Origin of the sequence: Pseudoxanthomonas sp. OG2, from assembly GCF_014192765.1 — a bacterium.
In the GTDB taxonomy this organism is placed as follows: Bacteria; Pseudomonadota; Gammaproteobacteria; order Xanthomonadales; family Xanthomonadaceae; genus Pseudoxanthomonas_A; species Pseudoxanthomonas_A beigongshangi.
This window is the reverse complement of sequence record NZ_JACHYM010000001.1, coordinates 2,694,961-2,719,126: the sequence shown is the minus strand read 5'-3', so window position 1 is coordinate 2,719,126 and position 24,166 is coordinate 2,694,961. Positions and strand designations below refer to the sequence as shown.

The window sequence follows — 24,166 nt, the reverse complement described above, 5'->3', positions numbered from 1 at the left end:
GAATTTTTTATCGGAGCCTGGCCATCGCCAGCGCCTGTGCCGCCATCCCGGTCAGCGTGCCGGCCAGCAGGGCCAGAGGTGGAAGTTTCCACACCCCGATTCCCAGCAGCAGCACCACAACAACCGTGATCCACTTGATAACCATCCCGGCCAGCAACCGCACCATCGCGGTCCCCGCACCGGTCACCCCGGCGCCGAAGGCCAGCCGGGCGGCGAACCATCCCCCCGCCACCATCGCCAGTCCCCCGACCGCGGCCGCCAGCGCCTGGGATTTTCCCCAGAGCAGGAAGGCCATCGCGACCAGCAGCACGGCACCCAGCTGGAAAGCCGTTGCGCGCAATACCAGCCGCCGGCCCGCAGCGACGGAGTTCAGCACAGTAGGTCCTACGGGGTTTCGTGGCGGGGAACAAGGCCTGATAGCGCCTCGCCGAGCCGCAAAAGTATAGCAGGGGGCTATTTTCCGGGACAACCGCCGAAGGTCGTAAAGTTGCGTTCGCGGGCTGTCATGGGTGGCTTTCGTGACGGGAACCTGCCGGTAACCGTTTCCAGCCCGGACGGAACGGCGGCCGCCTCGCCTCCCTGTTCATATTTTTATCGCATTTTTTGCGGAACTTTGACGAACTCCCTTGGTCAGTCCTGCTTGCAAGGTCTGCGAACCAACTTCCTCGTCCGATGCTCCGAGCAGACCTTTAGAAGCCCCGAGGCTCCTGGCCCGGGGCTTCGCTCTTTCCGGGACTGGCGTTTTCACGCGACGAGAACCGCGGTTTCACTTCATGTCCACGGCATGACGCAGAGGGTGGAAAGCCTGTTCATTGTTCCAGGAGAGACAGGCATGAGATTTCGGGCTTCCCTTCCCCTGATGCTGGTTTTCGGCGCCGCCGGCATTTCGGCGGCAAACGCGCAGGAACCGGACCGCTTCACCCTCCGGCTGGGCGCCATGGACGTCGACGCCGACGGCGTGCTCAGCGGACGAACCAATTTCCAGGGCCAGGATCTGCGCTTTTCCCAGGACTTCGACTTCGGCGGCAAGGAACTGGTCCCGCGCATCGACGGCGTGTTCCGGATGGGCCAGCGGCACCGGCTGATCTTCGACTACTTCCAGTACGACAAGGACCGCCGGGCGACGCTGGGAGAGGACCTCTCGTATGACGATGTCACCATTCCCGCCGGCAGCTTCGCCAAGGGCAAGGCCAAGTTCCAGCTGGCCAGCCTGATGTACGACTACGCTGTGGTCGATACGCCCACCTTCAATCTCGGCCTGCAGATCGGCGCCGAGTGGGCCAAGCTGGAAGGCCGCCTGTATGCGGAAGCCGGCGAGAACAGCTATGAAACCCGCAGCAGCGACGACGGTTACGCGCCGGTGGTGGGCCTGCGCCTGACCGCCACGCCCAATGAAAAGTGGCTGTTCAACCTGCAGGGCCAGTACCTGGACGCCGGTTGGGGCGATTTCGGCGACTACGATGGCAGCATCACCCGCGCCAACGCGCTGGTCGAATACCGCTTCACTCCGCATTTCGGGCTGTTCGCCGGCTATGACTGGTTCAAGCTGGACGTCGAACGCGCGGGCAGCGACGGGCTGCTGGGACTGGATCAGCGCTTCAAGGGTCCGATAGCCGGCGTGACCCTGGCGTTCTGAATTTATAGGTAATGTCTATCGAAAATGCTGAAAGGACTCATTGGACTTTGGCTGCCCCGACCTCATAATGAGAATCAATCTCATTTGAGCATCGAGGTCGACCATGACCAAGACATTCACTTTCGCCGCCCTGCACTTCTCGGTCGCCTTCCTGCTGGGCTGGGCATTCACCGGCAGTTGGCTGGTCGGCGGTGCGCTGGCCCTGGTCGAGCCGGCCTGCAATACGGTGGTATTCCATTTCCACGAGAAAGTGTGGAAGCGGATCGAGCGTCGCCGCGCCGAGCGCGCGGCCGCCGTTCCCGCATGACCCCGTAGAGCGGAGCTTGCTCCGCTGCGGGATGTCTCGTACCCGGGACGCTCCAGCCGAGCAAGCTCGGTTCTACGGGGGCGGGGGAAACATCTGGGTCGCCATGCAGACGTAGTCGGCCAGCGGCATGTCACCCATCGCTGCGCGCCGCTGATCGACTTCCGACTCCGGCGCCTCGATCGGCTTGGGCACCCAGCGTCCGCCTTGCGCCAATAGCTGGCTGCCATAGCGCTGCGGCTTGCCCTGCCCCGCCAGCACGCGGTCGGTCAGCAGGATGAACTGGTGGCGGGAGATTTCCCCGCTCTGCACGCGTGGCGTGATCGCCGACAGCATCTGCTCCTGGAACGCCGGATCGGCGTCGGCGTGCTGCACCAGCAGCCAGGCCGCGTCGACGCCATCGCGCCCGACCAGTTCGGCGGTGGGGAATCCATGTTCGGCGACAATCTGTTTGAGCCGTGGCAGGTGCTCGGCATCGACCTGCATCATCTGCCGGATATCCTCCTGCGACCAGTCGCCATCGCGGACGTCCTGATCGCGGGCCTGCATCCGCAGCAGTTCGATCCGCAGATCCGACAGGCGTGCCGCGGCGTCGGCGATATCCGGCGGCGACGGCTTGGGGTGCAGGCGGGCGAACGCCGCCGCGCCCGGGCATTTCGCGTAGGCGGCGGCTTCCCGCGGGTCGTCATCGGCCCTGGCGGGTAGCATCAGTGCCAGCAATACGGCTGCGGCCATCCCGTGGTACGTCATCGAATCATCCCTGTCCGTGCATGCGTGTTGTCGGCGATTCTAGCGGGAAGCCCCTCTTCTCCGGGAACGCTCAAGCCGAGCAAGCCCGGCTCTGCGGGCTGGTGTTCGGACTGTGCGGCGTCCAAAAAGAAACCGCCCAGGCAGGCGGTTTCCTTATCTGCATTGCGGAGACAGACCGCTTACTTCTTCTTCGGAATGTACAGGTCGGTGATGGTGCCTTCGTAGACTTCGGCCGCCATCGCCACCGTCTCGCTGAGGGTCGGGTGCGGATGGATGGTGCTGCCGATGTCGCCGGCTTCGGCGCCCATCTCGATCGCCAGCGCGATTTCGCTGATCAGATCGCCGGCATGCACGCCGACGATGCCGCCGCCGATGATGCGATGGGTTTCCTCGTCGAAGATCAGCTTGGTGGAACCTTCGCCGCGACCGATGCCGACCGCGCGCGCCGACGCCACCCACGGGAACTTGCCGATGCCGACCTTCAGGCCCTTGGCCTTGGCTTCGGTCTCGGTGACGCCGACCCAGGCGATTTCCGGATCGGTGTAGGCCACCGACGGAATCACCCGCGCCACCCATTCCTTCTTCTCGCCCGCGGCCACTTCCGCCGCCAGCTTGCCTTCATGGGTGGCCTTGTGCGCGAGCATGGGCTGGCCGACCAGATCGCCGATGGCGAAGATGTGCGGCACGTTGGTGCGCATCTGCGGGTCCACCGGAATGAAGCCGCGATCGGTGACGGTCACGCCGGCCTTGTCGGCATCCAGCTTGCCGCCGTTGGGCGAACGGCCCACCGCGACCAGCACGCGATCCCAGGTGCCGGATTCCAGTTCCGGCTTCTGGCCTTCGGTGGCGCTCTCGAACGACACCGTGATGCCCTTCTTGGAGGCTTCGACCTTGGCCGCCTTGGTCTTCAGGTGCACGGCCACGCCCTGCTTCTTCAGGCGGTCGGCCAGCGGCTTGACCAGGTCCTTGTCGGCGCCGGGCATCAGCTGGTCCATGAACTCGACCACGGTCACTTCGCTGCCCAGCGCGCGGTATACCGTCGCCATTTCCAGGCCGATGATGCCGCCGCCGACCACCAGCAGCTTCTTCGGCACTTCCTGCAGCGCCAGCGCGTCGGTGGAATCCATCACCCGCGGATCGTCCCACGGGAAGTTGGGCAGCTTCACCGCCTGCGAACCGGCGGCGATGATGCAGTTCTCGAAACGCAGTAGCTGGGTCTTGCCATCGCTGCCGGTGATTTCAAGTTCATGCGGCGAGACGAACTTCGCCACGCCCTGCACGGTCCGCACCTTGCGCTGCTTGGCCATGCCGGCCAGGCCCTTGGTGAACTGGCCGACCACGCGGTTCTGCTTGAAGTCGCGCAGCTTGTCGAGATCGATCTTCGGCTTGGCGAACTCGATGCCGATATCGGCCGAATGCGCGGTCTCGTCGATCAGTGCGGCGGCATGCAGCAGTGCCTTGGACGGGATGCAGCCCACATTGAGGCAGACGCCGCCCAGCGAGTCGTAGCGCTCCACCAGCACGGTGTCGAGGCCGACGTCGGCGGCGCGGAACGCGGCGGTGTAGCCACCGGGACCGGAACCGATCACCACCATCCGGCATTCGATGTCGGCGGGCTTGCCGGTGCCCAGCGCCGGCTTCGGCGCGGCGGGTTCGGCAGGCGCGCGATGCGAAGGCGTGACCGGCGGCTTGCTGGCCGGCGCGGCGGCGGCGGGCGCGGCCGCGCCGCTTTCCAGCACGGCCACCACGCTGCCTTCGGACAGGGTGTCGCCCAGCTTGACCTTCAGTTCCTTGATCACGCCGGCGGCCGGCGACGGCACTTCCATCGTCGCCTTGTCCGACTCCAGGGTGACCAGGCCCTGATCCTTCTTCACCGTGTCGCCCACGGCGACCAGGATTTCGATGACCGGCACGTCGTTGTAGCCGCCGATGTCCGGCACCTTGGCTTCCAGGGTGCCGCCCGCCGATGCCGCAGGCGCGGATGCCGCGGCAGGCGCCGGCGCGGAGGCGGCCGGAACAGCGGGTGCGGCCGCCTTGGCCGGCGCAGCCGGAGCGGCGGCGGACGCGGACGGCGCCGCGGCGGCACCTTCGACTTCCAGCACCGCCACCACACTGCCTTCGGACAGGGCATCGCCCAGCTTGACTTTCAATTCCTTGATCACGCCGGCGGCCGAGGACGGCACTTCCATCGTGGCCTTGTCCGATTCCAGGGTGACCAGGCCCTGATCCTTCTTCACCGTGTCGCCCACCGCGACCAGGATCTCGATGACCGGCACATCGTCGTAACCGCCGATGTCGGGGACTTTTACTTCAATAGTCGTGTTTGCCATGGTTCCAGCCCCCGCTTACAGCAGCACGCGACGCAGGTCGCCCATCAGTTGCGCCAGGTACGCGGTGAAGCGCGCGGCGGAGGCACCGTCGATGACGCGGTGGTCGTAGCTCAGCGAAAGCGGCAGCAGCATGCGCGGCGCGAACTGCTTGCCGTCCCACACCGGCTGGATGGAGGACTTGGACACGCCGAGGATGGCGACTTCCGGCGCGTTGACGATCGGAGTGAACGCGGTGCCGCCGATACCGCCCAGCGAGGAAATCGAGAAGCAGCCGCCGGACATGTCGGCCGGGCCGAGCTTGCCGTCGCGGGCCTTCTTGGCCAGTTCACTGGTTTCGGCGGCCAGCTCGTTGACGCCCTTCTTGTCGACGTCGCGGATGACCGGCACGACCAGGCCGTTCGGGGTATCGGCGGCGAAGCCGATATGGAAGTACTTCTTCAGGGTGAGGTTCTCGCCGCTGGCGTCCAGCGAGGCGTTGAACTCGGGATACTTCTTCAGCGCGGCGACGCTGGCCTTCATCAGGAACGCGAGCATGGTCAGCTTGATGCCGGCCTTCTCGTTCTCCTTGTTCAGCGCCACCCGCAGCGCTTCCAGCTCGGTGATGTCGGCGTGATCGTGCTGGGTGACGTGCGGGATCATCGCCCAGTTGCGAGCGAGGTTGGCGCCGGAAATCTTCTTGATGCGCGACAGCGGCTGGACTTCGACTTCGCCGAACTTGCTGAAGTCCACCTTTGGCCACGGCAGCAGGTTCAGCCCGCCACCAGCGCTGGCGACAGGCGCGGCACCGGCCGCAGCCGGCACGCCGCCGGACAGGGCCGCCTTCACGTAGCGCTGCACGTCTTCCTTGCTGATGCGGCCGCCGCGTTCGCTGCCCTTGACCTGATCCAGGTCGACGCCGAGCTCACGGGCGAACAGGCGCACCGTCGGGCTGGCGTAGGCCACCTTGGACGGCAGCACGCGGTCGGCATTGAACTCCACCGGCGGGGTGCGCGGGGGCACGGCTTCCGGATCGATGCCGGGCTTGTCTTCCAGCGCGCGCGGCGCGGCGGGCGCGGTCGGCGCGGCGGCTTCCTGCGCGATCTCGCGCTGGGTGAGCTTGTCCGGGGTCGGGGCGACCGCGACCGGCTCGACCTTCGCGCCGGTCTCGGCGGTCTTGACCGGCTCGGCCTTGGCCGGTTCGGCCTTCGGCGCGGCGGGAGCGGCGGCGCCTTCGGCCACCTCGATCAGGGCGACCACCGAGCCTTCGGCCAGTTCGTCGCCGAGCTTGACCTTCAATTCCTTGACCACACCGGCGAAGGCCGACGGGACTTCCATCGTCGCCTTGTCGGACTCCAGGGTGACCAGGCCTTGATCCTTGGCGACGGTATCGCCAACGGCGACCAGCACTTCAATGACGGGAACGTCACTGTAGCCACCGATGTCGGGAACACGCGCTTCCTTGATTTCGGCCATGGGGGAACTCCAGCGATCACTTGCCAATAGGGGAACCCCTATTGTGGCCATCCCCGCCCGGTGCGCCAACCTCTGAGCGCAATTATTTTCGGGCCGGGACCGCTGGAATCGGCCGTCGCGGCTCGCGCGACGGCAGGCACGCCTTGCTCAGTCGCCGGTGGTATGCCTTTGGTCGGGCTTTTCTTCCAGCAGGTTCAGCGCCTGCCCGCCGGGGAGACGATACGCCAGCGCATTGTCGATGCGCTCCATCTCGCGCATCTGCGAGCACAGTTTCTCCGCGCGCACTTCCAGCGCCTTGGCGCGTGGCGCCACCCGCGCTTCCACTTGCTTGTCCAGCCCGTCCATCCGCTCCAGGCGATCGGCATCGCCGGTCAGGGCGGCGGTGAGCGCGCCACCGACGATGTCGCCGATCACGCTGGGCATCACTTCGCCGACCGCGCGCTCGATGCCCTTGTCCAGATCCTGGCTGTTGAAGCGGTTGGCGCTGATCGAACGGGCGATACCCTGGTCGATGGCCTTGCGCGCCTTGTCCAGCGACTTGCGGGTGCGATCCGGATGGTTGCTGATGCTGGCGGCGACTTCGCCCAGCGCGGTGACCGCGATGTCGGCGGCGTCGCGGCCGATTTCGTGCGCCAGCGGCATGGCGGTGCGCGCGCCGCGTTCGAAGTCGATCAGGCGCTGGCGATCGTCGTCATTGATCCGGACCCAGCGGTCATCGACGAACAGGCGCCCCTGGCGCATCACGATCGCCTTGGGCGCGCCGCTTTCGCGGGTGAAGATCACGCTGCGCTCGTTGACCGTCATGTCGTAGTCGCTTTCGATCTCGCAGCGGACGTCCTTGGCCTGCGCGGACACGGCCAGCCCGGACAGCGCGGCCAGGCACAGCAGGGAAAGGCGCGGGGCGGAACGGATCATGGGCGGCCTCCGGAAGTTCGGTTGCCAACAGGATGCCAGCGCAACGGACCGCCCGCACATGCCGGACGGGGGCATGACCTTCGTCAGGGCCGCTCCGGAACAGGAGGGTCCGGGACGGAAGTGTCGGGGGCGGGAACGCCCAGGCAGGGCTTCAGGATTCCCCAGGATTTGGCCAGGCGTTCCACGCCGAAAGCCGCGTTGGCCGGACTGGTGGACGGCAGCGCGTGGAACACGAGCCGCGCGGCCAGCGCCGCCGGCAGGGTCGGCGCGACGTGGCGCTGGAACGCCTGCGCCGCCTTGCCGCCGTTGAAGGCCACCGCGCGCAGGGAGGGCCGTGCCTCCAGCCAGTCCACCAGCGGGTTGGCGACCTCGCTGCCGCGGACGATGTCCGCGTCCAGGCTGCCACGGCGCTCGCAGGTTCCAATCACGTCCCACAGGCCGACACCGGCGGCCTGTAGCGCGGCCAGCCGGAGCGGGTAGTCGAGCGCGGGATCGAAACCGCACAGCGCGCCCATCAGCGGCCAGAACCGGTTGCGCGGATGGGCGTAGTAGCGCGCCGCCGCCAGCGATGCCGCGCCCGGCATCGAACCCAGCACCAGTACCCGGCAATCCGGGGCCGCCTGCGGCGGCAAGCCGCGCAGGAGCGTCGCGCTCATCCGGCCGGCGTCTGCCAGGGCCGCACCACCAGCAGCGCGCCGGCGACGACCAGCAGCGCACCGATCACGCGGGTGCCGTCGATGGGCTGGCGCGCATGCAGCACGCCGAAATGATCCAGCAGCAGCGAGCCCACCAGTTGTCCGAACACCACCAGACAAATCAGCGGCGCGGCGCCCATGCGCGGAATCAGCAGGGTCGCGGCGGCGACGTAGATCGCGCCGATGGCGCCGCCGGTCCACGCCCACCATGGCACCCGCGCCAGCGCCGCCGGGTCGAAGGTGGGCCGCGTGGCCAGCCACCACAGCGCCAGCACGCCGGTGCCGACCGCGAACGACATCAGCGCGGCGAACAGCGGGCCGAAGGTCTGCCGTCCCAGCGATGCATTGATCAACGCCTGCAACGGCAACAGCATGCCGATGAACACCGCCAGGCCCATTCCGATTGCTTTCATGTCCATCTTCCCGGATTCGAAGGCGGACACGATACGGCAGGCGATGTGTTCAGGCGCACGACGCTGCGTGGCGCCGCTGGAACGATCGCCCTCAGCGCGGCTGGCGGCCCAGGCGGCGATCGAAGAAGTGCGCGATCAGGCCATAGGCTTCCTGCGACTCCGGCAGATCCGGATACACGAAGAAGGCATGCCACAGGCCATCGAACAGCACCAGTTCCGCGTCCACGCCCGCGCCCAGCAGCCGGCGCTGCATCGTGCTCACCGCGCTGACCGCGAAGTCGCGCCCGCCGGCCAGGAACAGGGTGGGCGGAAACTTCGCGAGCAGTTCCGGCGACTGGCCGGGATAGGCGACCGGGTCGTCCGCCTGCGCGGTGCGCAGGTACGGCAGGCTCGCGCCACCGTCCGATTGCAGTGGCGGCACGCCGACCGCCAGTTGTCCCAGGGTCGCCGAATCCCCGGCGAACAGCAGGCCGGTGCCGCAGAAGTTGCCGATCGCGCCGGGACGCGGCAGATCCCGCTTCAGGATCCGCGCGGTGGCCTGCGCGGTCAGCATGCCGCCGGCCGAACAACCGTAGATGCCGATGTTCTCCGCGCGGTACTGCTTGAGCAGCTCGCGGTAGACGGCTTCCACGTCGTCCACCGCGGCCGGGTAGGGATGCTCGGGCGCCAGCCGGTAATCCACCGTCACCACCCGGATGCCGGCGACCGCGGCAATCGGCACCGCTTCCACCAGCGCGCCGCTGCCCGAGCCCCACATGAAGGCGCCGCCGTGCAGGTTGATCAGCACCCGCTGCGCGTTGTCGCCCTGCGCGCCGGCCTGCGGATCCACCACGTGCACCGGCACGCCGCCGATGCGGGTGGCTTCCACCTTGGCCGGATAGCGGCGCTCGGCTTCGGCCAGGCGGTCGTCGTTGTAGCGCTGGTAGAAGCGCCGCTGATCGGCGATGTCGGCCGGATTCGGCCCCTTGCCTTCGCGGGTTTCGGCCAGCATCCGCTCGAACTGCGCACGCGCCTCGGCGCTGGCGAACCGGCTGTAGGGCAGCGACGTGGCCGGCATCGCCACGGTATCCGGCGCGGCCGGCTTGTCCTGTGCGATCGCCGCCAGCGGCGCCGACAGCGCCGACAAACCCAGGGCGAGACGCAACATCGCGCGGCGCCGGTGCGCGGTGAAAAGCAGGTTCTTCTTCATCATTTTTCCTTTCCGGATTCGGCCGCGGGCGCCGCGTCAGGCGGCGGCAGGGCAAGGAACACCGTGCTCCAAAGTTGCGCGGCGTTGGATTCGTCCTCGTGCGCACCCTGCGCGCCAAACGGCTCGACCTGATAGCGGCCGTCGCGGTACGACCACGACCACAGCTCGGAGGTGCGCACCGCATCGGCGGCGCGGATCGCCCGCCACAGCCGGGCCTGCGCATCGCCCAGTGCGGCGCGTGTCTCGGCCGGCAAATCGTCCCGCGCCAGTTGCCGTCGCAGGCCGGCCGCCAGCACCGCCTGCTGCCAGGCCCACACCACCGTGCCGTGGTAGGCGGCGCTGCCCAGGCGTGGCCAGACCTCGCGATCGGCGTAGGCAGGATTGGCGACCAGCAGGCCCACGTCGGTCATCAGGCCGGCCGGGAAAGGACGCATCAGGTTGTCGACATCGCGCGCCAGGGACTGCGCATCGGGTCGGCCGAACAGCAGGCGGAAGCCTTCGTCCGAATGCAGCACCGGCACCGGCTTGCCCTGCGCATCCAGCGCGAGCGCCGCGAACGCCAGTTCGCCGTCGCCCAGCGCATCGAGCGCCGCGCGATCCGGCACGCCGGCCTCGGTGGCGTAGGCGCGGATCTGTTCGGCCGCGCGCGCGTTCGGCAGCCGCACCGTGAACAGTTCCGCCGCGCGTCGTTCCCAGGTATCGGCGCGTCCTGCGGCGGCGCGCAGCTGCGTGCGCTGTTCCACGCTGGTGTAGCCGTCCAGCAGGCCGCTGTCGAGGAATCCGCCCATCGCGCGCAATGCCGCCGGCATCCATACCGCGTTGACGTCGTAGGGATAGCGGCCGCGCCCCAGACCCTCATTGCTGTCGCGCCACTGTCCCACCGGCTTGTCCGGCTTGAGCGCGATCAGGTTTCGATACGCGGGCTCCTCCGCGAACGCGCGGCTCTGCTCCGCCACGAACAACAGGTTGCGCACCAGCGTTTCGCCGTTGCGACCCTGTTCGCCCCGGCGGGCGAGGAAATCGCGGGCGCGCGCCCGGCCGCGCGCATCCTCCAGCAGCCAGGCCGCGGCCACCGGCGGCAGCATGTAGTCGTCGTCGATCATCGTGTAGTCGTAGATCGGCGCGGCGGACGGCTTGCCCTGTTCCTTGCGATGGCGCAGCACCGCGAACTCGCCGATGTCCTCCTCGTGGGCGACTTCGCCATCGGGCGCCAGGCGCGCCAGTACCGCGCCGATGCCGGCCTCCACCGCCTCCGGTTGCAGCACCGGCATCAGCAGGCGCACCGACATCAGGGTGTCGCGGCCGAAATAGGTGTCGAAGCGCCACGAGCCGGCCAGGAATTTCTCGTGGTAGCTCAGGAATCGCAGCGCCTGGCGGCTGCGCAGATCGGCCGTCGCGTGTTCGTTGAGCAGGCCGGCGGCGCTGAACGGAACCAGCGGGGTCTCCCCGGTCGAGGCGCGGATGCGCAGCCGCAGCGGTTCGCCGGCGCGGTTCGCGCGCAATACGATTTTCCCGTCCTCGCGCTCGAAGCGGCCGTTCTCGGCCTCCAGGGCGATGGCGTAGCCTGGCGCGCCATCCAGGCGATTGCGTTTCCAGCGGACCGCATCGGCAGAGACTTCGGGCTGCGCGGCGGTCTCGACCGGATAGGCCTGGCCCAGCTGGTAATCGCGCAGCACGCGCACGCTGCCGAGCACCGCATCCTTCACCACCAGCCGGGGCGCATCGACGCTGGCCTCGGCCACGATGCCGGCCCAGGCGTGCCCGCCGTCGCGGCGGCGCTCGCCCTTGACCTGCCCCAGTGTCCACCGCACCGGCGTGGCCGCCTCCTCGAACCAGACGCCCACGCCGCTGTTGCCCGCCGGAAACGCCACCAGCACGCGCGGCCGGTCGCCGGAGCTGAGCAGCAGGTGCGCGGCGATGTCGCCCTCCTGGTGGAACGCGTTTTCGATCCGTCCTTCGGTGATGCGGAACTGCAGCGGCGCGTCGACCGGCGCGCGATCGTAGGCCAGCGCCTGGCCCATGGCCGGCAGCGCCAGCAGGCCGGCGAGAAGCAGCCGGGCACAGGCATTTTTCAGGAGCAAGGGCGTTTTGCGGGAAGCGGCGAGGGACATCGGTTCAAGATCCTCCCGCCGGCACCGCCGGCGTGCCGGCGGGCGCGTGCGCGGCGCGGTTGAGCAGGGTCAGCGACAGCAGCAGCACCGCCATCGGCAGCAGCAGCAGGTAGAAGGCGCGCGAGCCGTCGAAATGGGCGAACAGCTGCCCGGTGATGAAGGATCCGGTGGTGCCGCCCAACGCGGAGAACACCACGATCAGGCCGGTCATCGCCGCATGCCGCGCTTTCGGCAGCGCGCTCAGCACGACCGAATTGATGGTCGGATAGATCGGCGCCATGAACAGGCCGATCAGCGGGAACACATAGGCGGCCAAAGGCGCGTCCCACCAGCTCGCATCGGTGCGCGGTTGCACGTTCGCCGCCAGCGGTAGCGCCAGCAGGACCAGCGCCGCCATTGCCAGCACGCAGGTGGCCAGCAACCAGAACCAGGGCAACCGCCGCAGCAGGATGCCGCCGCCCAGGCGGCCCAGTGCCAGCGAGCCGGCGAAGATGCCTGCCGCCTGCACGCTGAGGGCGGTGGGCAGGTGCAGGATTTCGCGGTTGAAGGTCGGCAGCCAGGTATTGATGGCCTGTTCCATCAGCACGTACAGGAAAGCCGAGACCAGGAACACGATCACCAGCGGGCGCGCCAGCAGGCGGAACATGTCGGCGAAGGATTCGCCAACCGCATGGCCATCGCGTGCCTGCGATTCATCCATCGACGAACCGGCCAGCAACAGGATCACCGCCACGCACAGCCCGGCGATCACCCAGTAGACGTCGAGCCATACCGGATCGCCCGGCGTATCGGGATTGATGAAGGCGGCGAACAGCCATGCGCTGCCGAGGATGCCGACCATGAACCAGCCTTCCACGGTGCTGGTCAGTCCGGCATGCGCACGCTCGCTGTCGGTCAGCAGGCCGATGCTGGAGTAGACCGAAACCTTCACCAGCGCGAACGACACGCCGACCGTGACGTACAGCAGCTTGGTGGCCCAGAACGACTGCAGCAGCGGCATGCCCGCGCAGGCCAGCGCCACCAGCCCCAGGCCGAGCATCATCGCCCGCCGGTAACCCAGCCGCGGCAAGGTCGAGGCGACCAGGAACGAGGCGATCGCGATCGGCAGATCCTTGAACGCCTCCAGCGTGCTCGCCGACGCCTTGCTTACCCCGAATCCCTGGATGACCTGCAGGATCACCGCGCCGACCGAGTTCAGCAGCATCGCGAAGATCATGTAGGTCAGGATCAACCCGAGGACCATGCGGGTTCGATTCATTGCTTGCTCCGGGCCATGCCGCCAGGCGGCCGCCGCACTGTGTCATCGCCGGGGCGACAAGGAAACCCGTCGCGCGCGGTCGTGCGGCCGTGCGCGACGGGTGAAGGGAGTCCGGGGACGCCTCCCGGGAGAGGAGGTTCAGGCGGCGTCCCCGGCGTGGCTCACCAGCTGTACTTGGCCTGGAAATTGACCTCGCGGCCCTCCAGCGGACGCGCCAGCAACACGCCACCGGCGGTGGTCGCCGAACCGAAGATGCGCGAGTTGCTTTCGGTCAGTCCCAGCTCGTTGGTCATGTTGGTGCCGCGCAGGTTGAACTGCCAGTTCTCGCCCACGTTGGAGGTGACGCCGAAATCCAGCGTGTGGTACGAGCCCAGTTCCTGCAGGCCCGACTGGTCCTGGGTGTGATCACCCACGTAGGTGTAGGTCACGTACGGGGTGATGTCACCCCAGCCTAGCTCGAAACGGTAGCTCGGGGTGAACATGGCGCGGAACTTCGGCTGGCGTTGCAGTTGCTGCCCTTCGATCGGCGCGCAGTTGTCCTCGCCGTTGATGTCGGTATACGGCAGGCACGCGTCGTAGTCGGTGTACTCGCCATCCAGGTAGTTCGCCACCAGCTGCAGGCGCAGGTTCTCGATCGGGGTCAGCGCGCCGATGAAGTTGACGCCGTGCGACTCGGATCCATAGATGCGCGGGCTGCCCACCGGCGTGCCCAGGCCATCGGTGGGCTGGTACTGCAGGCCGCTGAATACGCGTCGATAGGCGCTGATGTCCGCATACAGCAGCGGCGACTGGTACTTGAAGCCGATTTCGTAGTTGCGGATCTTCTGCATCGGCGGGTAGTTGTCGTTGGTGGTGCCGCGGATGCCGTTGTCGAAGTCCAGGAAGTGGCCACCGGTGTTGACGCGGCCATACATGGACATGTTGTTGGTGAACGAATAGTTGGCACCTGCCGTCCACGACGGATGGGTCTTCTCGTAGCGGTTGCGGGCATAGGTGCCGTTGCACAGCTCGACGTTGTTGTCGTAGATGGTGTTCGGATCGCCGTCCAGGCCACCGGTTCCCGCATTCACCGGACTGCGGTTGCAGACATTGCTCTTGGCATCCTGGTTCTCGAGGCGGCCGGACAGATCGAACAGCCACTTGCCGACCCGCCAGGAATCGGACAGGTACAGCGCCACGTTGGTGGCCTTGCCGTTCTGGGCGATGTGGAAGCCGCTGAAGTCGGCGAAGCCCTGCGGATTGGTGCGGTAGAAGGTCTCGCCGCCATCCACGTAGCTCACCACGATCGGGCGCGCATTCGGCTCGTTGGCCATCAGCATCTGGTTGCCCAGCGACCACTTGTCATCCATGGTGTAGTGGTTGACGTACAGGCCCACCGTCAGGGTATTGCCCTCGAACAGCTCCTTGCTCAGGCGGAAGTCGTTGCTGAAGCTCTTCAGGTGCTTGTGGATATGCCACCAGCCCTGCTGGATCACGCTCTGGGTGAGCGGCACCGCGCCGCCGTTGATGTAGTTCGCGGTGGCCGAACCCACCGGAATGGGATTGGTTTCGCTGGAGAGCCCGCCTGGAGTGGCCGGGTTGTACAGCATGTCCTGCAACGAAACCGGATTGTTGCCCGAGAACAGCGCATTGGTATCCATGTCGCCTTCGTTGAACAGGAAGCGATCGCTGATCGACCAGCCGTTGTCGAAGGAGTAGTCGAAGTTGCCGCCGAACATGAACAGCTTGGCGCCGCGGCCGTCGGCCAGATCGGCGTTCTTGCCGCCGCCGGGATAGGTCGGCAGCCACACGTGCTGCATGTACTTGCTGTAGTAGGTGTCCTTCAGCGGATCGAAACCGGGATAGGCGCTGAAGTTGTCGGTACCACGCTGGATCAGCGGAATCGGGGTGATGAACTGGTTCTTGTCGTTGAGGTAGCGGGTGTACAGGGTCAGCCGGCCGGCATCGAAGTCGTGCGAGAGGGTGGCGGTCAGCTGGCCGCCCTTGTCCGCCTTGAACTGCGGATCGCGCACGCCGTCGGATTCGCGCCAGAAACCGCCGATGCTGCCGTACCAGCCTTCAGCCACCTTGAAGCCATAGAAGCCGTCGAGCCGCCACAAGCCTTCGTTGCCGTAGGTCAGGCCGACGCTGCCGGATGGTTCCTCGGTGCCGGTCTTCAGGAAGAAGTTGGCGCTGGCGCCCATCTGGCCGTCGGCGAACACCACCGACGGGCCGCCCTGCAGGATTTCCACCGATTCGATGGTGTCGTCGAGGCGGAACATCGACGTGGTCTCGAAGAACGACAGGGTCGGCATGCCGTACAGCGGCGAACCCATCAACAGCGTGGAGAAATACGGCGCGTCGCCGCCGCCGGGAAAGCCGGCGATCTCGATGTTGGCACCGGTCTGGCCGCCGGTGGATTCGGGCCACATGCCGGGCGAAATCTTCAGCAGGTCAGCGGTGCTCTTGGGGTTGGCCTGTTTGATCTGCTCCGCGTTGGCGGTGACGATGTTGAAGCTGGCTTCCAGCTTCCTCACGCCGCCAGCGGTGGCCGTACCGGAGACCACCACCGTGTCCAGCGTGGTGGCCTGGCTTTGGCCCTGCTCGGCAGGTGCCTGTTGCGGTTGTTGTTGCGGCGTCTGCTGCGCGGGCGTGCCGGCATCCTGTGCCAGCACGGCGGATGGAGCCAGTGCGGCGGCGATCGCTACGGACAGGGCGTAGCGGATCAGGTTGGTCTGTTGCATGTGTTCCCTCCACTTTTTCAACAGGTTGAGATAATCCGCCGCGGCTTCTGACGGCCGCGTGCGGTCACGAAGAAACGAAGTCCCTCACACGGAACGCGGCGATGTCCGGCAATACCGCGTCGGCCTGCGGCAGGCTGTCCGCGCTGCCGATGCCGATGGCGGCCATGCCGGCGGCGTGGATGGCCTCGATACCGGCCACCGCGTCCTCCACGCCGATGCACTGGGCTGGCGGGACGCCGAGCGCGGCGGCCACGTCCAGGAAAATTTCCGGATCCGGCTTGGCGCGACGGATGCGCCCGGAGTCGGCGATGTAGTCGAAACGATCCGCGATGCCCAGCTTGTCCAGCAACAGCGGCGCGTTGCGGCTGGCCGAGGCCAGTCCGATCTTCAGTCCCGCCGCGCGCGCTTCATCCAGCACCCGGGTCACGCCGTCGAACAGATCGCTCGGGCCGAACCGCTGGATGGCCTGCACGTAGTAGCCATTCTTGCGGTCGGCCAGCACGCGCCGCTCCTCGCCGTCGTAGGTCCGCGATGCGCGTTCCAGGATGATCGCCAGCGACGCCATCCGATCCACTCCCTTCAGGCGCTCGTTGACCTGGCGGTCGAAGGGCACGCCGATTTCGTCGGCCAGCCGCTGCCAGGCTTCGTAGTGGGTGTGCGCGGTATCGGTCAGCACGCCGTCCAGATCGAAGATCAGCGCGCGCGCCTGGCGCGGGAAGGTCGCCCGCACCGCTTCCAGCGGTCGCGCCAGCGGCTGCAGCTCGGCGGTACCCGGCGACAGCAGCAGCGGCTCGCCCGCGTGGAGGATGGCCAGCTCATCGCCCTCTTCCAGGCGGTAGCGCACACCATCGGCGGCCACGTCCACCCGCAGCACGCAGCCACGCCAGCGCAGGTTGAAGCCGTAGCCCTGCCACGCTTCCGGCAGGGTCGGCGCGAATGACAGCCGGCCGTCCTCCACCCTCAGCCCGGCGAAGCCTTCGGTCAGGCCCAGCCAGCTGCCCGCCAGCGCCGCCATGTGAACGCCGTGATCGGTGTTGCGATGCAGGTCGTCCAGATCCACGCGCAGGCTGGCGTCGAAATAGCGCCAGGCCTTGTCCGCGTGGCCGACTTCGTTTGCGAGGACGCCGAACACCGGCGCCGACAGGGTCGAGTCATGGGTGGTAACCGCTTCGTAGTAATCGAAGCTGCGGCGCTTGCGACGCGGATCGAGTCCCTGGCCCGCCAGCACCAGTCCCATCACCACGTCGGCCTGCTTGCAGATCTGGTGGCGGTACAGGGTGAGCGGGTGGTAGTCCAGCAACAGCGGACGGTGCTCGCCGCTCGCCGGCGGGAACGGCCAGCGCGGCTTGTCGAGGAACTCGTCGTCCTGCGCATAGACGCCCTGCGCCTCGTCATAGGGCAGGTACATCGCGTCGGCGGCGCGGGCCCACGACTCGACTTCGATTGCTTCCAGCGCAAGCCGGGCGGCGAGTTCCGCCAGCACTTCCGGCCGTTCCTGGCGCAGGCGGTGCCACGCGGCCACCGCGCGGCGCAGGTGCTGCTGGGCCATGCGGTTGGTGTAGAAATTGTTGTTGACCAGGGTGGTGTATTCGTCCGGCCCGGTCACTTCGTGGATGCAGAACGCGCCGCCCTGGCGCGGATTGAAATGCCCGACCTGCGGCCAGATCCGCGCGGTCTCGAACAGCATCTCCGCGCCCGCTTCGGCAAGGAAGTCCACATCGTCGCTGGCGTCCAGGTACAGGCCGATGCCGTAGGCCACCGCCGCGTTGATGTGGTACGCGGCCGAACCGCTGGGATAGTGCGCCGAGCATTCGCCGCCATCGATGGTGCGCCAGGGATACAGCGCGCCCGTCGGGTGGTTCATCTCGCGGGCATGCGCCCGCGCCGCGTCCAGGGTGCGGAACCGGTAGCGCAGCATCGCGCGAGCCACGTCCGGCGCGGTGAACGCCATCACCGGCAGCACGAACGCCTCGGTATCCCAGAAGCAATGGCCTTCGTAGCCCTCGCCGGTCAGTCCCTTGGCGGCGGTGCCATCCACGCCGTTGCGGCCGGCCGATTGCAGCAGGTGGAACAGGTTGAAGCGCAGCGCCTGCTCGGCGCCGGCATCGCCGTTCACCGACAGCCCCGCCCGCTGCCAGAAGCCGGCCAGCGTGGCCGCCTGCGGCGCGGCAAACCCATCGAATCCGGTATCGACCGCGCGTTGGAGCAGTCGCGCCAGTTCGTTCGCACGCTGCGCCATGTCGCCGTCGTGGACGTAGGCGACGAACTTCTCCACGCCGACCTCGTCGCCGGGCGCCAGTCGGCCGTCGAAGCGCTGTTCGACCCGTCCGGCCGTCACCTGCGGCGGCTGCGCGAGCAGGCCCGCGCCGATGCGATGATGCTGTCCGCAGCTGAGTTCGAATCCGCGATGCGGCGCGCGTTGCGCGATCCAGGCCATCCCGTCCGCGCTGCCGCCACCAATCGCCAGCAGCCCTTCGCCGCCGCCGGCGCCGATGCGTGGATCATCTCCCTGGGCGACCGCCTGCCGACCGCTTTCGATCGAGGACACCAGCGCGATTGGTCCGCCGTAGTCGACCGAACGCACCCGGAAACGGATCGCCAGCAGCGCATGCTCGGCGAACGGAACCACCCGTTCGGCATGGATTTCCAGCGTGTGCCCGCCTGCCGTGCGGATGCGCAGGCGACGGCGCAATTGTCCCTGGCGCAGGTCCAGTTCGCGTTCGAACGCCAGCCATTCGGCCTGCGCGAGGTCGACGGCTTCCTCGCCCAGCAGGATCCGGATGCGCTTGCCCTCGGCGACCGGAACCCGGGTATCGGTGTTGCGGGCGAATCCGGCCAGGCGCTCGTGGTAGTGGATGGCGTTCTGCTCGAACGCCGCCGCCAGGAAACTGCCGTCACTGGCGCTCTCCTGTTCCTCGAAACCACCGCGCACGCCCAGGCCGCCATTGGCCAGCGCGAACAGGGTTTCGTCGCGGGCGCGGCGGCGCGGATCGAACGCCGTCTGGCGCAGACGCCAGGGATCGTCCGCCATAGCCATGCCGGCGGTGTCCACCGGCGCCCTGTCCTGCCACTCGCCCACGTGCGCTTCCTCCATTCGCCCTGCCGTCCAGGGACCGTGCGGAGGCACGCTAGGGATTCGTTGTTATCGATGTCAAGTTATCGATAACAAATGCAGGGAGCGGCGGGCCCATGGCGGCCGCGCAGCCGTCCAGGCCACATGACAATTCCGTTTCAGGACAGTGGTTTAGCCTTCCGCCAGATGACGTCGGCACGGGCGGAGCCGCACCATCGCGCCTCCCCTGTACACGTTGCGCCGCAGCAGATTTTTGCGCTCAGGTGGCGCGGACCACCAGATGGGTGGGCAGGGTCTCCGAGCTGGCCGGGTCGCCGTCGATCAGCCCACGAATCTTGCGGGCGAGCAGGACGCCGGCGTCGACGAAGTTCTGGTGCACCGAACTCAGCGGCGGGACGTAGGTGGCCCCCAGGGGAGTGTCGTCGTAGCCGATGACCGAAACGTCCTCGGGTACCCGCCGGCCGCGCTCGATCAACGCGCGGATGGCGCCGATCGCGAGCAGGTCGCTGGCGGCGAACAGCGCATCGATCTGCGGATGCTTCTCCAGCAGCGCATGCACCGCCTCCGCACCGGCATTGACGGTGAAGCTGGCGACCGATGGGGTCAGCGGCACGATGCCGTACTTGCCCAGCGTGCCGGCAAAGCCTTCCAGGCGCTCGGCGAACTCACCGTGCGCGGGGTCGCCCAGGAACACCGGCCGGCTGCGACCCAGCGCGATGAACCGCTCCGCCGCCAACGCGCCGCCACGCCGGTTGTCGCTGCCGACCACCACCTGCGATTCGTGCCGGCTGACGGCGCCCCACACCACCATCGGCCTGCCCCAGCGCTGCACTTCGTGCATGGCGTCCTCGTTGGCGCCCTGGCCAAGCAGGATCACGCCATCGGCGGCCTGCACGTTGGGCAGCGCGCCGCCCTGCAGCGAGGTCAACAGTACGCTGTAGCCGGTGGTGGTCAGTTCCTGGGTGATGCCGCCCAGCAGGTCCAGCGGATACGGCCCGGACATCTGCCGCTCCAGGGTCGGCTTCATTTCCACCACCACCGCCACCGTCATGCTGCGGCGCAGGCGCAGGTTGCGCGCGCTGACATTGAAGGAATATCCGTACTGGCGGGCGATCTCGCGGATGCGCTCGCGGGTTTCCGCGTTCACCAGCGGACTCTCGCGCAACGCGCGCGACACCGTGATGGCGGAAACCCCCGCGACCTTCGCCAAATCCGCCATGGTCGGATTTTCACCGGAGGCCGGCGACAGGGGTGCGGCCCCGCGCGACGCGACGCGGGAGCGTGGGGAGGACTTGGACGGACGCCGACTCATGCGGATCAGTGTCGCATGCGCCCGGCCTCGTGGCGCGCGATATGGGTTTCGACCGGCGTGGCCGCGACAATCCGGACCACTTCCGGCAACAGCAGATCTTCCAGCCGCTTGAATCGCAGGCAGCTCTTGCCCATGTCCAGCCTCTTGCCGGCATTCGCGTAGGCCTGCCGCAATTCCGCTTCCACCGGCGAATCGGCATAGACGCACATCAGGTACAGCGCGTAGTGGTTTTTCTGCGCGGCCAGCGCCACGAAAGAAAGCGGCTGGCGATTGTAGGTCTCCGGATAGCGGGACAGCGGAACCTCCCAGCTGATCATTCCCCAGTTCATCCGCTCCTCGTAGCCCGGCGGCAGATGAAGATTGATCGCATCGCGCACGCTCGCGATCACGTCACGTCGCTCCGCCGGCAGTCCGGCCAGGTACGCCTCGACGGTGGCGGCATCGCTGCGGGGCATGACGCATCTCCTGATGGCGCGAGCGACCTTAACCCAATCCGAGTGTCGCGCCAACGCGTCCTCGACCTTGAAAACGAATTTGCGCCGAACAGTCTGCTGAACAGTTAAGCGTCGTGTCGACAAACGAAAAATGAACGTTCGCTGGATATCGCTGTTGTTGTAAAAAATTCATTTCGCGGACTTGTCTCCATTCATGCGTGGGTCGTTACGGTGCGCACGCCCCAAAAGCATCGGGCCAGAAAAAGAGAAAAAGGAGATCCCCCATGAACAAGTTCCGCACCCTCACCCTCGCCGCTTCGCTGCTGGCGTTTGCCCCGGCCGTCTTCGCGCAGGACAGCACCGCGTCCTCCGATCACAAGCGCTTCGCCGTCGTCGGCGGCTACGCCGTGCAGAAGGTCGATTCCAAGCCGGTGGACAACTCCAGCCTGGATCTGGACGGTGGTTCCGCCGCCACCCTGAGCGCCAGCTGGTACGTCACCCCGGCGATCGCCGTCGAACTGTGGGGCGCCGCCGACAAGTTCGAGCAGCGCGTGCGCGGTGACCAGGGCAAGCTAGGCAACATCGATTCGCAGCCCTACGCCCTGAGCGCCCAGTACCACTTCCGCAACAGCGATGCGCCGATCCGTCCGTTCGTGGGTCTGGGTTACTACCAGGCCAACTACAGCGGCGGCTACAACATCACCGACGGCGCGGGCCAGCACTTCGGCCTGGAAGACACCAAGGGCGCCATCGGCACCGTGGGCGTCGACTTCAACATCAGCCCGTCGTGGTTCGCCCGTGCGGATGCCCGCTACATGCATGGCGACAGCGAGATCACCGGCAACGGCGAGCGCATCGGCCAGAAGGCGGATCTGAATCCGTGGACCGTCGGCATCGGCATCGGCGCGCGCTTCTAAGCGCCAGCCCGGTCACCGACCGGCTTTGCCCCTGGAACAGCGAAGGGCCCCGACATCGGGGCCCTTCGTTTTCATGACCCGACACTCAACGGCGCAAGCGCCGCAGTCGCCGATGCAGGCCCCAGGTGCTCGCAAGCGCATAGCCCAGCAGCAAACCCGCCAATCCGGTCAGGCCCGCATGCAGATCACCGGCCAGCACCTGATCACGCGACCATGCCAGGCCCTGCTGGAAGATCTGGACCAGCCCCAGCAGGATCCGTCCGGCCACCAGCAGGGTCAACAGCAGGACCAGCCATGGATTGGGCGTATGAAACAGGCCCGCCTCGCGCCATTCGAAGCGACTTGTGGCGACGCCCAGCGCGCCCAGCCCGATGCCGGCCCCCAGCCCCAGCACGGCCTGCGACAACTGATGCGGCCACCAGATCTGGAAGACGGCGCTGAGCAGCAGGAACACGACAAGCCCCACCCACAACAGCCCCAGATTCAAACGCACCTGCCACGGCCAGACGCGCCGGGTTGCCTTGCCGCGGTGGTAGCGCTGCCACAACGACCAGGGAAACAGGATCAGCCACAGTGCGAGCAGCAGCATCAGTCCCAGCGGCAGGAGCAGCAGCCAGGGCACCTCAGGGATGCTCCGCCTCGGCATGCGCGGGCTCGCGGCGCAGCAGATAGAAACCGCTGGCGACGATGATCCCGGCACCGATCCAGGTGACGCCGTCCGGCAACACGCCCCACAGCGCCACGTCCAGCACCACGCCCCAGATCAGCGCGGTGTACTCCAGCGGCGCGATCAGTGAGGCCTCGCCGCGCCGGAACGCCTCGGTCAACGCGACCTGCGCCAGCGAACCGGCGACTCCGATGCCGGCGATGATCCACCCGTCCGCCGCCTGCAGTGGCTTCCATCCGGGCCAGGCCAGCGCGAGCGCCGCGACCGACAGCAGGGCCATGAACCAGACCACCATCGACTGGGTGCTGTCCCGCTGCGCCAACAGGCGCACGGTGATCGCGCCGGCGGCGTAGCAGATCGCCGCCACCAGCACGGCCAGCCCGCCGGCGGTCATCATGCCTTCGCCGGTGGGACGCAGGATGACCAGTACGCCCAGCAGGCCGACCGCGATCGCAAGCCAGCGCCCCAGGCCAACCCGCTCCCTCAGCAGCGGCCCGGCCATCGCGGTCACCAGCAGCGGCGCGACGAACGTGATGGCATAGGCCGTGGACAGCGGCATGCCGCGCAGGCCATAGACGAAACCGGCCATCATCGCCACGCCGAGCGCACCGCGCAGCAGGTGCAGCGGCCAGTGGATGCGCAGCAGGCTGCCGGGCGGGACGGTCAACAGCGCCCACGCCAGCACGAACGGCAACGACGACAACCCGCGCAACGCGGCCACCTGCAGCGGCGGATACTTCGCCGACAGCAGCTTCAATCCGGCATCCATCAGGGCGAACAGGAGCACGGCCAGCAGCATCAGGACGATGGCGGCGGAATGGGGATGTCGGCGCATGCCGCATTATGGCGTCACGGGAGCGCGCCCGCCCATGGATTAGAATGGCCCACCCCCGAATCCATGTTTCCGCCCGCCATGCCCTCCTTCGACGTCGTTTCCGAAGTCAACCAGCACGAACTCACCAACGCGGTCGACCAGGCCAACCGCGAGCTTTCCAACCGCTTCGACTTCAAGGGCGTGGACGCGAAGTTCCTGCTGGAAGAGAACACCATCACCCAGACCGCACCCAGCGATTTCCAGGTCAAGCAGATGACCGACATCCTGCGCGCGCGCCTGATCGCCCGCAGCATCGACACCCGCTGCCTGGAGTTCGGCGACGTCGAAACCAACCTGGCGCAGGCCAAGCAGAAGGTCACCGTCAAGCAGGGCATCGAACAGAAGCTGGCCAAGAAGATCGCCGCGACCATCAAGGAAGCCAAGATCAAGGTCGAAACCCAGATCAACGGCGACAAGCTGCGGGTCACCGGCAAGAAGCGCGACGATCTGCAGGACGTCATTGCCCTGCTCAAGAAGACCGAACTCGAGCTGCCGTTGCAGTTCGAGAACTTCCGTGACTGATTCCGTGCTGCCCGGCGCAGGCGATTCCGCGCCGGATCCCGTCGCTGCGACCCGTCACTGGATCGAGCGCGCGGTCATCGGCCTGAACCTGTGCCCGTTCGCCAAGGCGGTCTACGTCAAGGAACAGGTACGTTTCGTGCTGAGCGACGCCACCACGCCGGAAGCCCTGCTGGAACAACTGGCCGAGGAACTGGTGCTGCTTCGCGACACCGAGCCTGCGCAGATCGACACTACCCTGATCATCCATCCGGATGTCCTGACCGACTTCCTGGATTACAACGATTTCCTCGACAATGCCGACGCGGCGGTCGAGGCCCTGGACCTGCAGGGCATCCTGCAGGTCGCCAGCTTCCATCCCGACTATCAGTTCGCCGGCGCCGCGCCCGACGACATCAGCCACTACACCAACCGCTCGCCCTATCCCACCCTGCACCTGCTGCGCGAGGACAGCGTGGAGCGCGCGGTCGCCGCCTTCCCCGATCCCGACGTGATCGTCGAACGCAACATCCAGACCCTGGACCGCCTGGGTCAGGAAGGCTGGCGCAAGCTGCTCGCGGATTGACCGCAAGTACGAATACCTTGTGGGAGCGA

At 67.2% G+C, this 24,166-nt stretch carries 21 protein-coding genes; 5 read left to right on the top strand and 16 right to left on the bottom strand.

The features are described 5' to 3' along the window. Positions 1–7: 7 nt before the first annotated feature. On the bottom strand, positions 8–376 hold the full coding sequence (locus tag FHW78_RS12390; RefSeq protein ID WP_141454328.1) for an ATP synthase subunit I: 369 nt from the start codon (positions 374–376) through the stop codon (positions 8–10). A 456-nt stretch (positions 377–832) separates the two neighbouring features. On the opposite strand from FHW78_RS12390, the gene FHW78_RS12385 reads away from it, so the two are divergent. Together FHW78_RS12385 and FHW78_RS12380 are read left to right on the top strand one after the other, a co-directional pair. After that, positions 833–1,636, top strand: a complete 804-nt coding sequence (locus FHW78_RS12385; RefSeq protein ID WP_183640759.1) for a hypothetical protein — start codon at positions 833–835, stop codon at positions 1,634–1,636. Between the two features lie 103 nt (positions 1,637–1,739). Continuing rightward, entirely contained in the window at positions 1,740–1,943 is a 204-nt protein-coding gene (locus FHW78_RS12380) for a DUF2061 domain-containing protein (RefSeq protein ID WP_183640758.1), read from the top strand. 72 nt (positions 1,944–2,015) lie between these two features. Here the strand turns inward: FHW78_RS12380 and FHW78_RS12375 are convergent, their stop codons facing one another. The 13 genes from FHW78_RS12375 to FHW78_RS12315 all read right to left on the bottom strand — a co-directional run bounded on the left by FHW78_RS12375 (position 2,016) and on the right by FHW78_RS12315 (position 20,616). Further along, positions 2,016–2,690, bottom strand: a complete 675-nt coding sequence (locus FHW78_RS12375) for a DUF6624 domain-containing protein (RefSeq protein ID WP_183640757.1) — start codon at positions 2,688–2,690, stop codon at positions 2,016–2,018. 179 nt (positions 2,691–2,869) lie between these two features. Continuing rightward, positions 2,870–5,020: a dihydrolipoyl dehydrogenase gene (gene lpdA, locus FHW78_RS12370; RefSeq protein WP_183640755.1), complete on the bottom strand. Its 2,151-nt coding sequence runs from the start codon at positions 5,018–5,020 to the stop codon at positions 2,870–2,872. Positions 5,021–5,035: 15 nt separating this feature from the next. Beyond that, complete coding sequence (locus FHW78_RS12365) at positions 5,036–6,472, bottom strand: dihydrolipoyllysine-residue acetyltransferase (RefSeq protein WP_183640753.1); 1,437 nt, start codon at positions 6,470–6,472, stop codon at positions 5,036–5,038. 147 nt (positions 6,473–6,619) lie between these two features. Then, positions 6,620–7,387 carry a DUF2884 family protein gene (locus FHW78_RS12360; RefSeq protein ID WP_183640751.1) on the bottom strand — a complete coding sequence of 256 codons (768 nt, stop codon included), beginning with the start codon at positions 7,385–7,387 and terminating at the stop codon, positions 6,620–6,622. Between the two features lie 83 nt (positions 7,388–7,470). Beyond that, positions 7,471–8,043 (bottom strand): DNA-deoxyinosine glycosylase, encoded by a 573-nt coding sequence (locus tag FHW78_RS12355; protein WP_183640748.1) that lies wholly within the window; start codon positions 8,041–8,043, stop codon positions 7,471–7,473. After that, positions 8,040–8,495 carry a DMT family transporter gene (locus FHW78_RS12350; RefSeq protein ID WP_183640745.1) on the bottom strand — a complete coding sequence of 152 codons (456 nt, stop codon included), beginning with the start codon at positions 8,493–8,495 and terminating at the stop codon, positions 8,040–8,042. The genes FHW78_RS12355 and FHW78_RS12350 overlap by 4 nt, the downstream gene beginning before the upstream one ends. A 91-nt stretch (positions 8,496–8,586) precedes the next feature. Then, complete coding sequence (locus FHW78_RS12345; RefSeq protein WP_255443207.1) at positions 8,587–9,684, bottom strand: alpha/beta hydrolase fold domain-containing protein; 1,098 nt, start codon at positions 9,682–9,684, stop codon at positions 8,587–8,589. Next, on the bottom strand, positions 9,684–11,765 hold the full coding sequence (locus tag FHW78_RS12340; protein ID WP_255443206.1) for a hypothetical protein: 2,082 nt from the start codon (positions 11,763–11,765) through the stop codon (positions 9,684–9,686). Before FHW78_RS12340 ends, FHW78_RS12345 begins: the two co-directional genes overlap by 1 nt. 34 nt (positions 11,766–11,799) lie before the next feature. Beyond that, complete coding sequence (locus FHW78_RS12335; RefSeq protein ID WP_183640743.1) at positions 11,800–13,053, bottom strand: MFS transporter; 1,254 nt, start codon at positions 13,051–13,053, stop codon at positions 11,800–11,802. Positions 13,054–13,214: 161 nt separating this feature from the next. After that, positions 13,215–15,776 (bottom strand): TonB-dependent receptor, encoded by a 2,562-nt coding sequence (locus tag FHW78_RS12330; RefSeq protein WP_183640741.1) that lies wholly within the window; start codon positions 15,774–15,776, stop codon positions 13,215–13,217. A 64-nt stretch (positions 15,777–15,840) separates the two neighbouring features. Further along, a complete protein-coding gene (pgmB, locus tag FHW78_RS12325; protein WP_343205561.1) occupies positions 15,841–18,855 on the bottom strand; it encodes a beta-phosphoglucomutase in 3,015 nt (1,004 codons plus the stop codon). A 253-nt stretch (positions 18,856–19,108) separates the two neighbouring features. Then, positions 19,109–20,068, bottom strand: a complete 960-nt coding sequence (locus FHW78_RS12320) for a LacI family DNA-binding transcriptional regulator (protein ID WP_183640736.1) — start codon at positions 20,066–20,068, stop codon at positions 19,109–19,111. A 98-nt stretch (positions 20,069–20,166) separates the two neighbouring features. Next, a complete protein-coding gene (locus tag FHW78_RS12315) occupies positions 20,167–20,616 on the bottom strand; it encodes a DUF1801 domain-containing protein (protein ID WP_183640734.1) in 450 nt (149 codons plus the stop codon). 263 nt (positions 20,617–20,879) lie between these two features. Between FHW78_RS12315 and FHW78_RS12310 the strand changes: the two genes are divergently transcribed. Continuing rightward, positions 20,880–21,512 carry an OmpW family outer membrane protein gene (locus FHW78_RS12310; RefSeq protein WP_141454340.1) on the top strand — a complete coding sequence of 211 codons (633 nt, stop codon included), beginning with the start codon at positions 20,880–20,882 and terminating at the stop codon, positions 21,510–21,512. 85 nt (positions 21,513–21,597) lie between these two features. Here the strand turns inward: FHW78_RS12310 and FHW78_RS12305 are convergent, their stop codons facing one another. After that, positions 21,598–22,134, bottom strand: a complete 537-nt coding sequence (locus tag FHW78_RS12305; RefSeq protein WP_183640732.1) for a DUF1453 domain-containing protein — start codon at positions 22,132–22,134, stop codon at positions 21,598–21,600. Between the two features lies 1 nt (position 22,135). Beyond that, positions 22,136–23,014, bottom strand: a complete 879-nt coding sequence (locus FHW78_RS12300) for a DMT family transporter (RefSeq protein ID WP_183640729.1) — start codon at positions 23,012–23,014, stop codon at positions 22,136–22,138. Between the two features lie 78 nt (positions 23,015–23,092). On the opposite strand from FHW78_RS12300, the gene FHW78_RS12295 reads away from it, so the two are divergent. Together FHW78_RS12295 and FHW78_RS12290 are read left to right on the top strand one after the other, a co-directional pair. Then, entirely contained in the window at positions 23,093–23,575 is a 483-nt protein-coding gene (locus FHW78_RS12295) for a YajQ family cyclic di-GMP-binding protein (RefSeq protein WP_141454342.1), read from the top strand. 7 nt (positions 23,576–23,582) lie between these two features. Further along, complete coding sequence (locus tag FHW78_RS12290) at positions 23,583–24,137, top strand: DUF1415 domain-containing protein (RefSeq protein WP_183641397.1); 555 nt, start codon at positions 23,583–23,585, stop codon at positions 24,135–24,137. The last annotated feature ends 29 nt before the right edge of the window (positions 24,138–24,166 follow it).

Coding starts and splice junctions, on each gene's coding strand:
- FHW78_RS12385 (WP_183640759.1), top strand. CDS start 833: ATGAGATTTCGGGCTTCCCTTCCCCTGATGCTGGTTTTCGGCGCCGCC.
- FHW78_RS12380 (WP_183640758.1), top strand. CDS start 1,740: ATGACCAAGACATTCACTTTCGCCGCCCTGCACTTCTCGGTCGCCTTC.
- FHW78_RS12375 (WP_183640757.1), bottom strand. CDS start 2,690: ATGACGTACCACGGGATGGCCGCAGCCGTATTGCTGGCACTGATGCTA.
- lpdA (WP_183640755.1), bottom strand. CDS start 5,020: ATGGCAAACACGACTATTGAAGTAAAAGTCCCCGACATCGGCGGTTAC.
- FHW78_RS12365 (WP_183640753.1), bottom strand. CDS start 6,472: ATGGCCGAAATCAAGGAAGCGCGTGTTCCCGACATCGGTGGCTACAGT.
- FHW78_RS12360 (WP_183640751.1), bottom strand. CDS start 7,387: ATGATCCGTTCCGCCCCGCGCCTTTCCCTGCTGTGCCTGGCCGCGCTG.
- FHW78_RS12355 (WP_183640748.1), bottom strand. CDS start 8,043: ATGAGCGCGACGCTCCTGCGCGGCTTGCCGCCGCAGGCGGCCCCGGAT.
- FHW78_RS12350 (WP_183640745.1), bottom strand. CDS start 8,495: ATGAAAGCAATCGGAATGGGCCTGGCGGTGTTCATCGGCATGCTGTTG.
- FHW78_RS12345 (WP_255443207.1), bottom strand. CDS start 9,684: ATGAAGAAGAACCTGCTTTTCACCGCGCACCGGCGCCGCGCGATGTTG.
- FHW78_RS12335 (WP_183640743.1), bottom strand. CDS start 13,053: ATGAATCGAACCCGCATGGTCCTCGGGTTGATCCTGACCTACATGATC.
- FHW78_RS12330 (WP_183640741.1), bottom strand. CDS start 15,776: ATGCAACAGACCAACCTGATCCGCTACGCCCTGTCCGTAGCGATCGCC.
- FHW78_RS12320 (WP_183640736.1), bottom strand. CDS start 20,068: ATGGCGGATTTGGCGAAGGTCGCGGGGGTTTCCGCCATCACGGTGTCG.
- FHW78_RS12315 (WP_183640734.1), bottom strand. CDS start 20,616: ATGCCCCGCAGCGATGCCGCCACCGTCGAGGCGTACCTGGCCGGACTG.
- FHW78_RS12310 (WP_141454340.1), top strand. CDS start 20,880: ATGAACAAGTTCCGCACCCTCACCCTCGCCGCTTCGCTGCTGGCGTTT.
- FHW78_RS12300 (WP_183640729.1), bottom strand. CDS start 23,014: ATGCGCCGACATCCCCATTCCGCCGCCATCGTCCTGATGCTGCTGGCC.
- FHW78_RS12295 (WP_141454342.1), top strand. CDS start 23,093: ATGCCCTCCTTCGACGTCGTTTCCGAAGTCAACCAGCACGAACTCACC.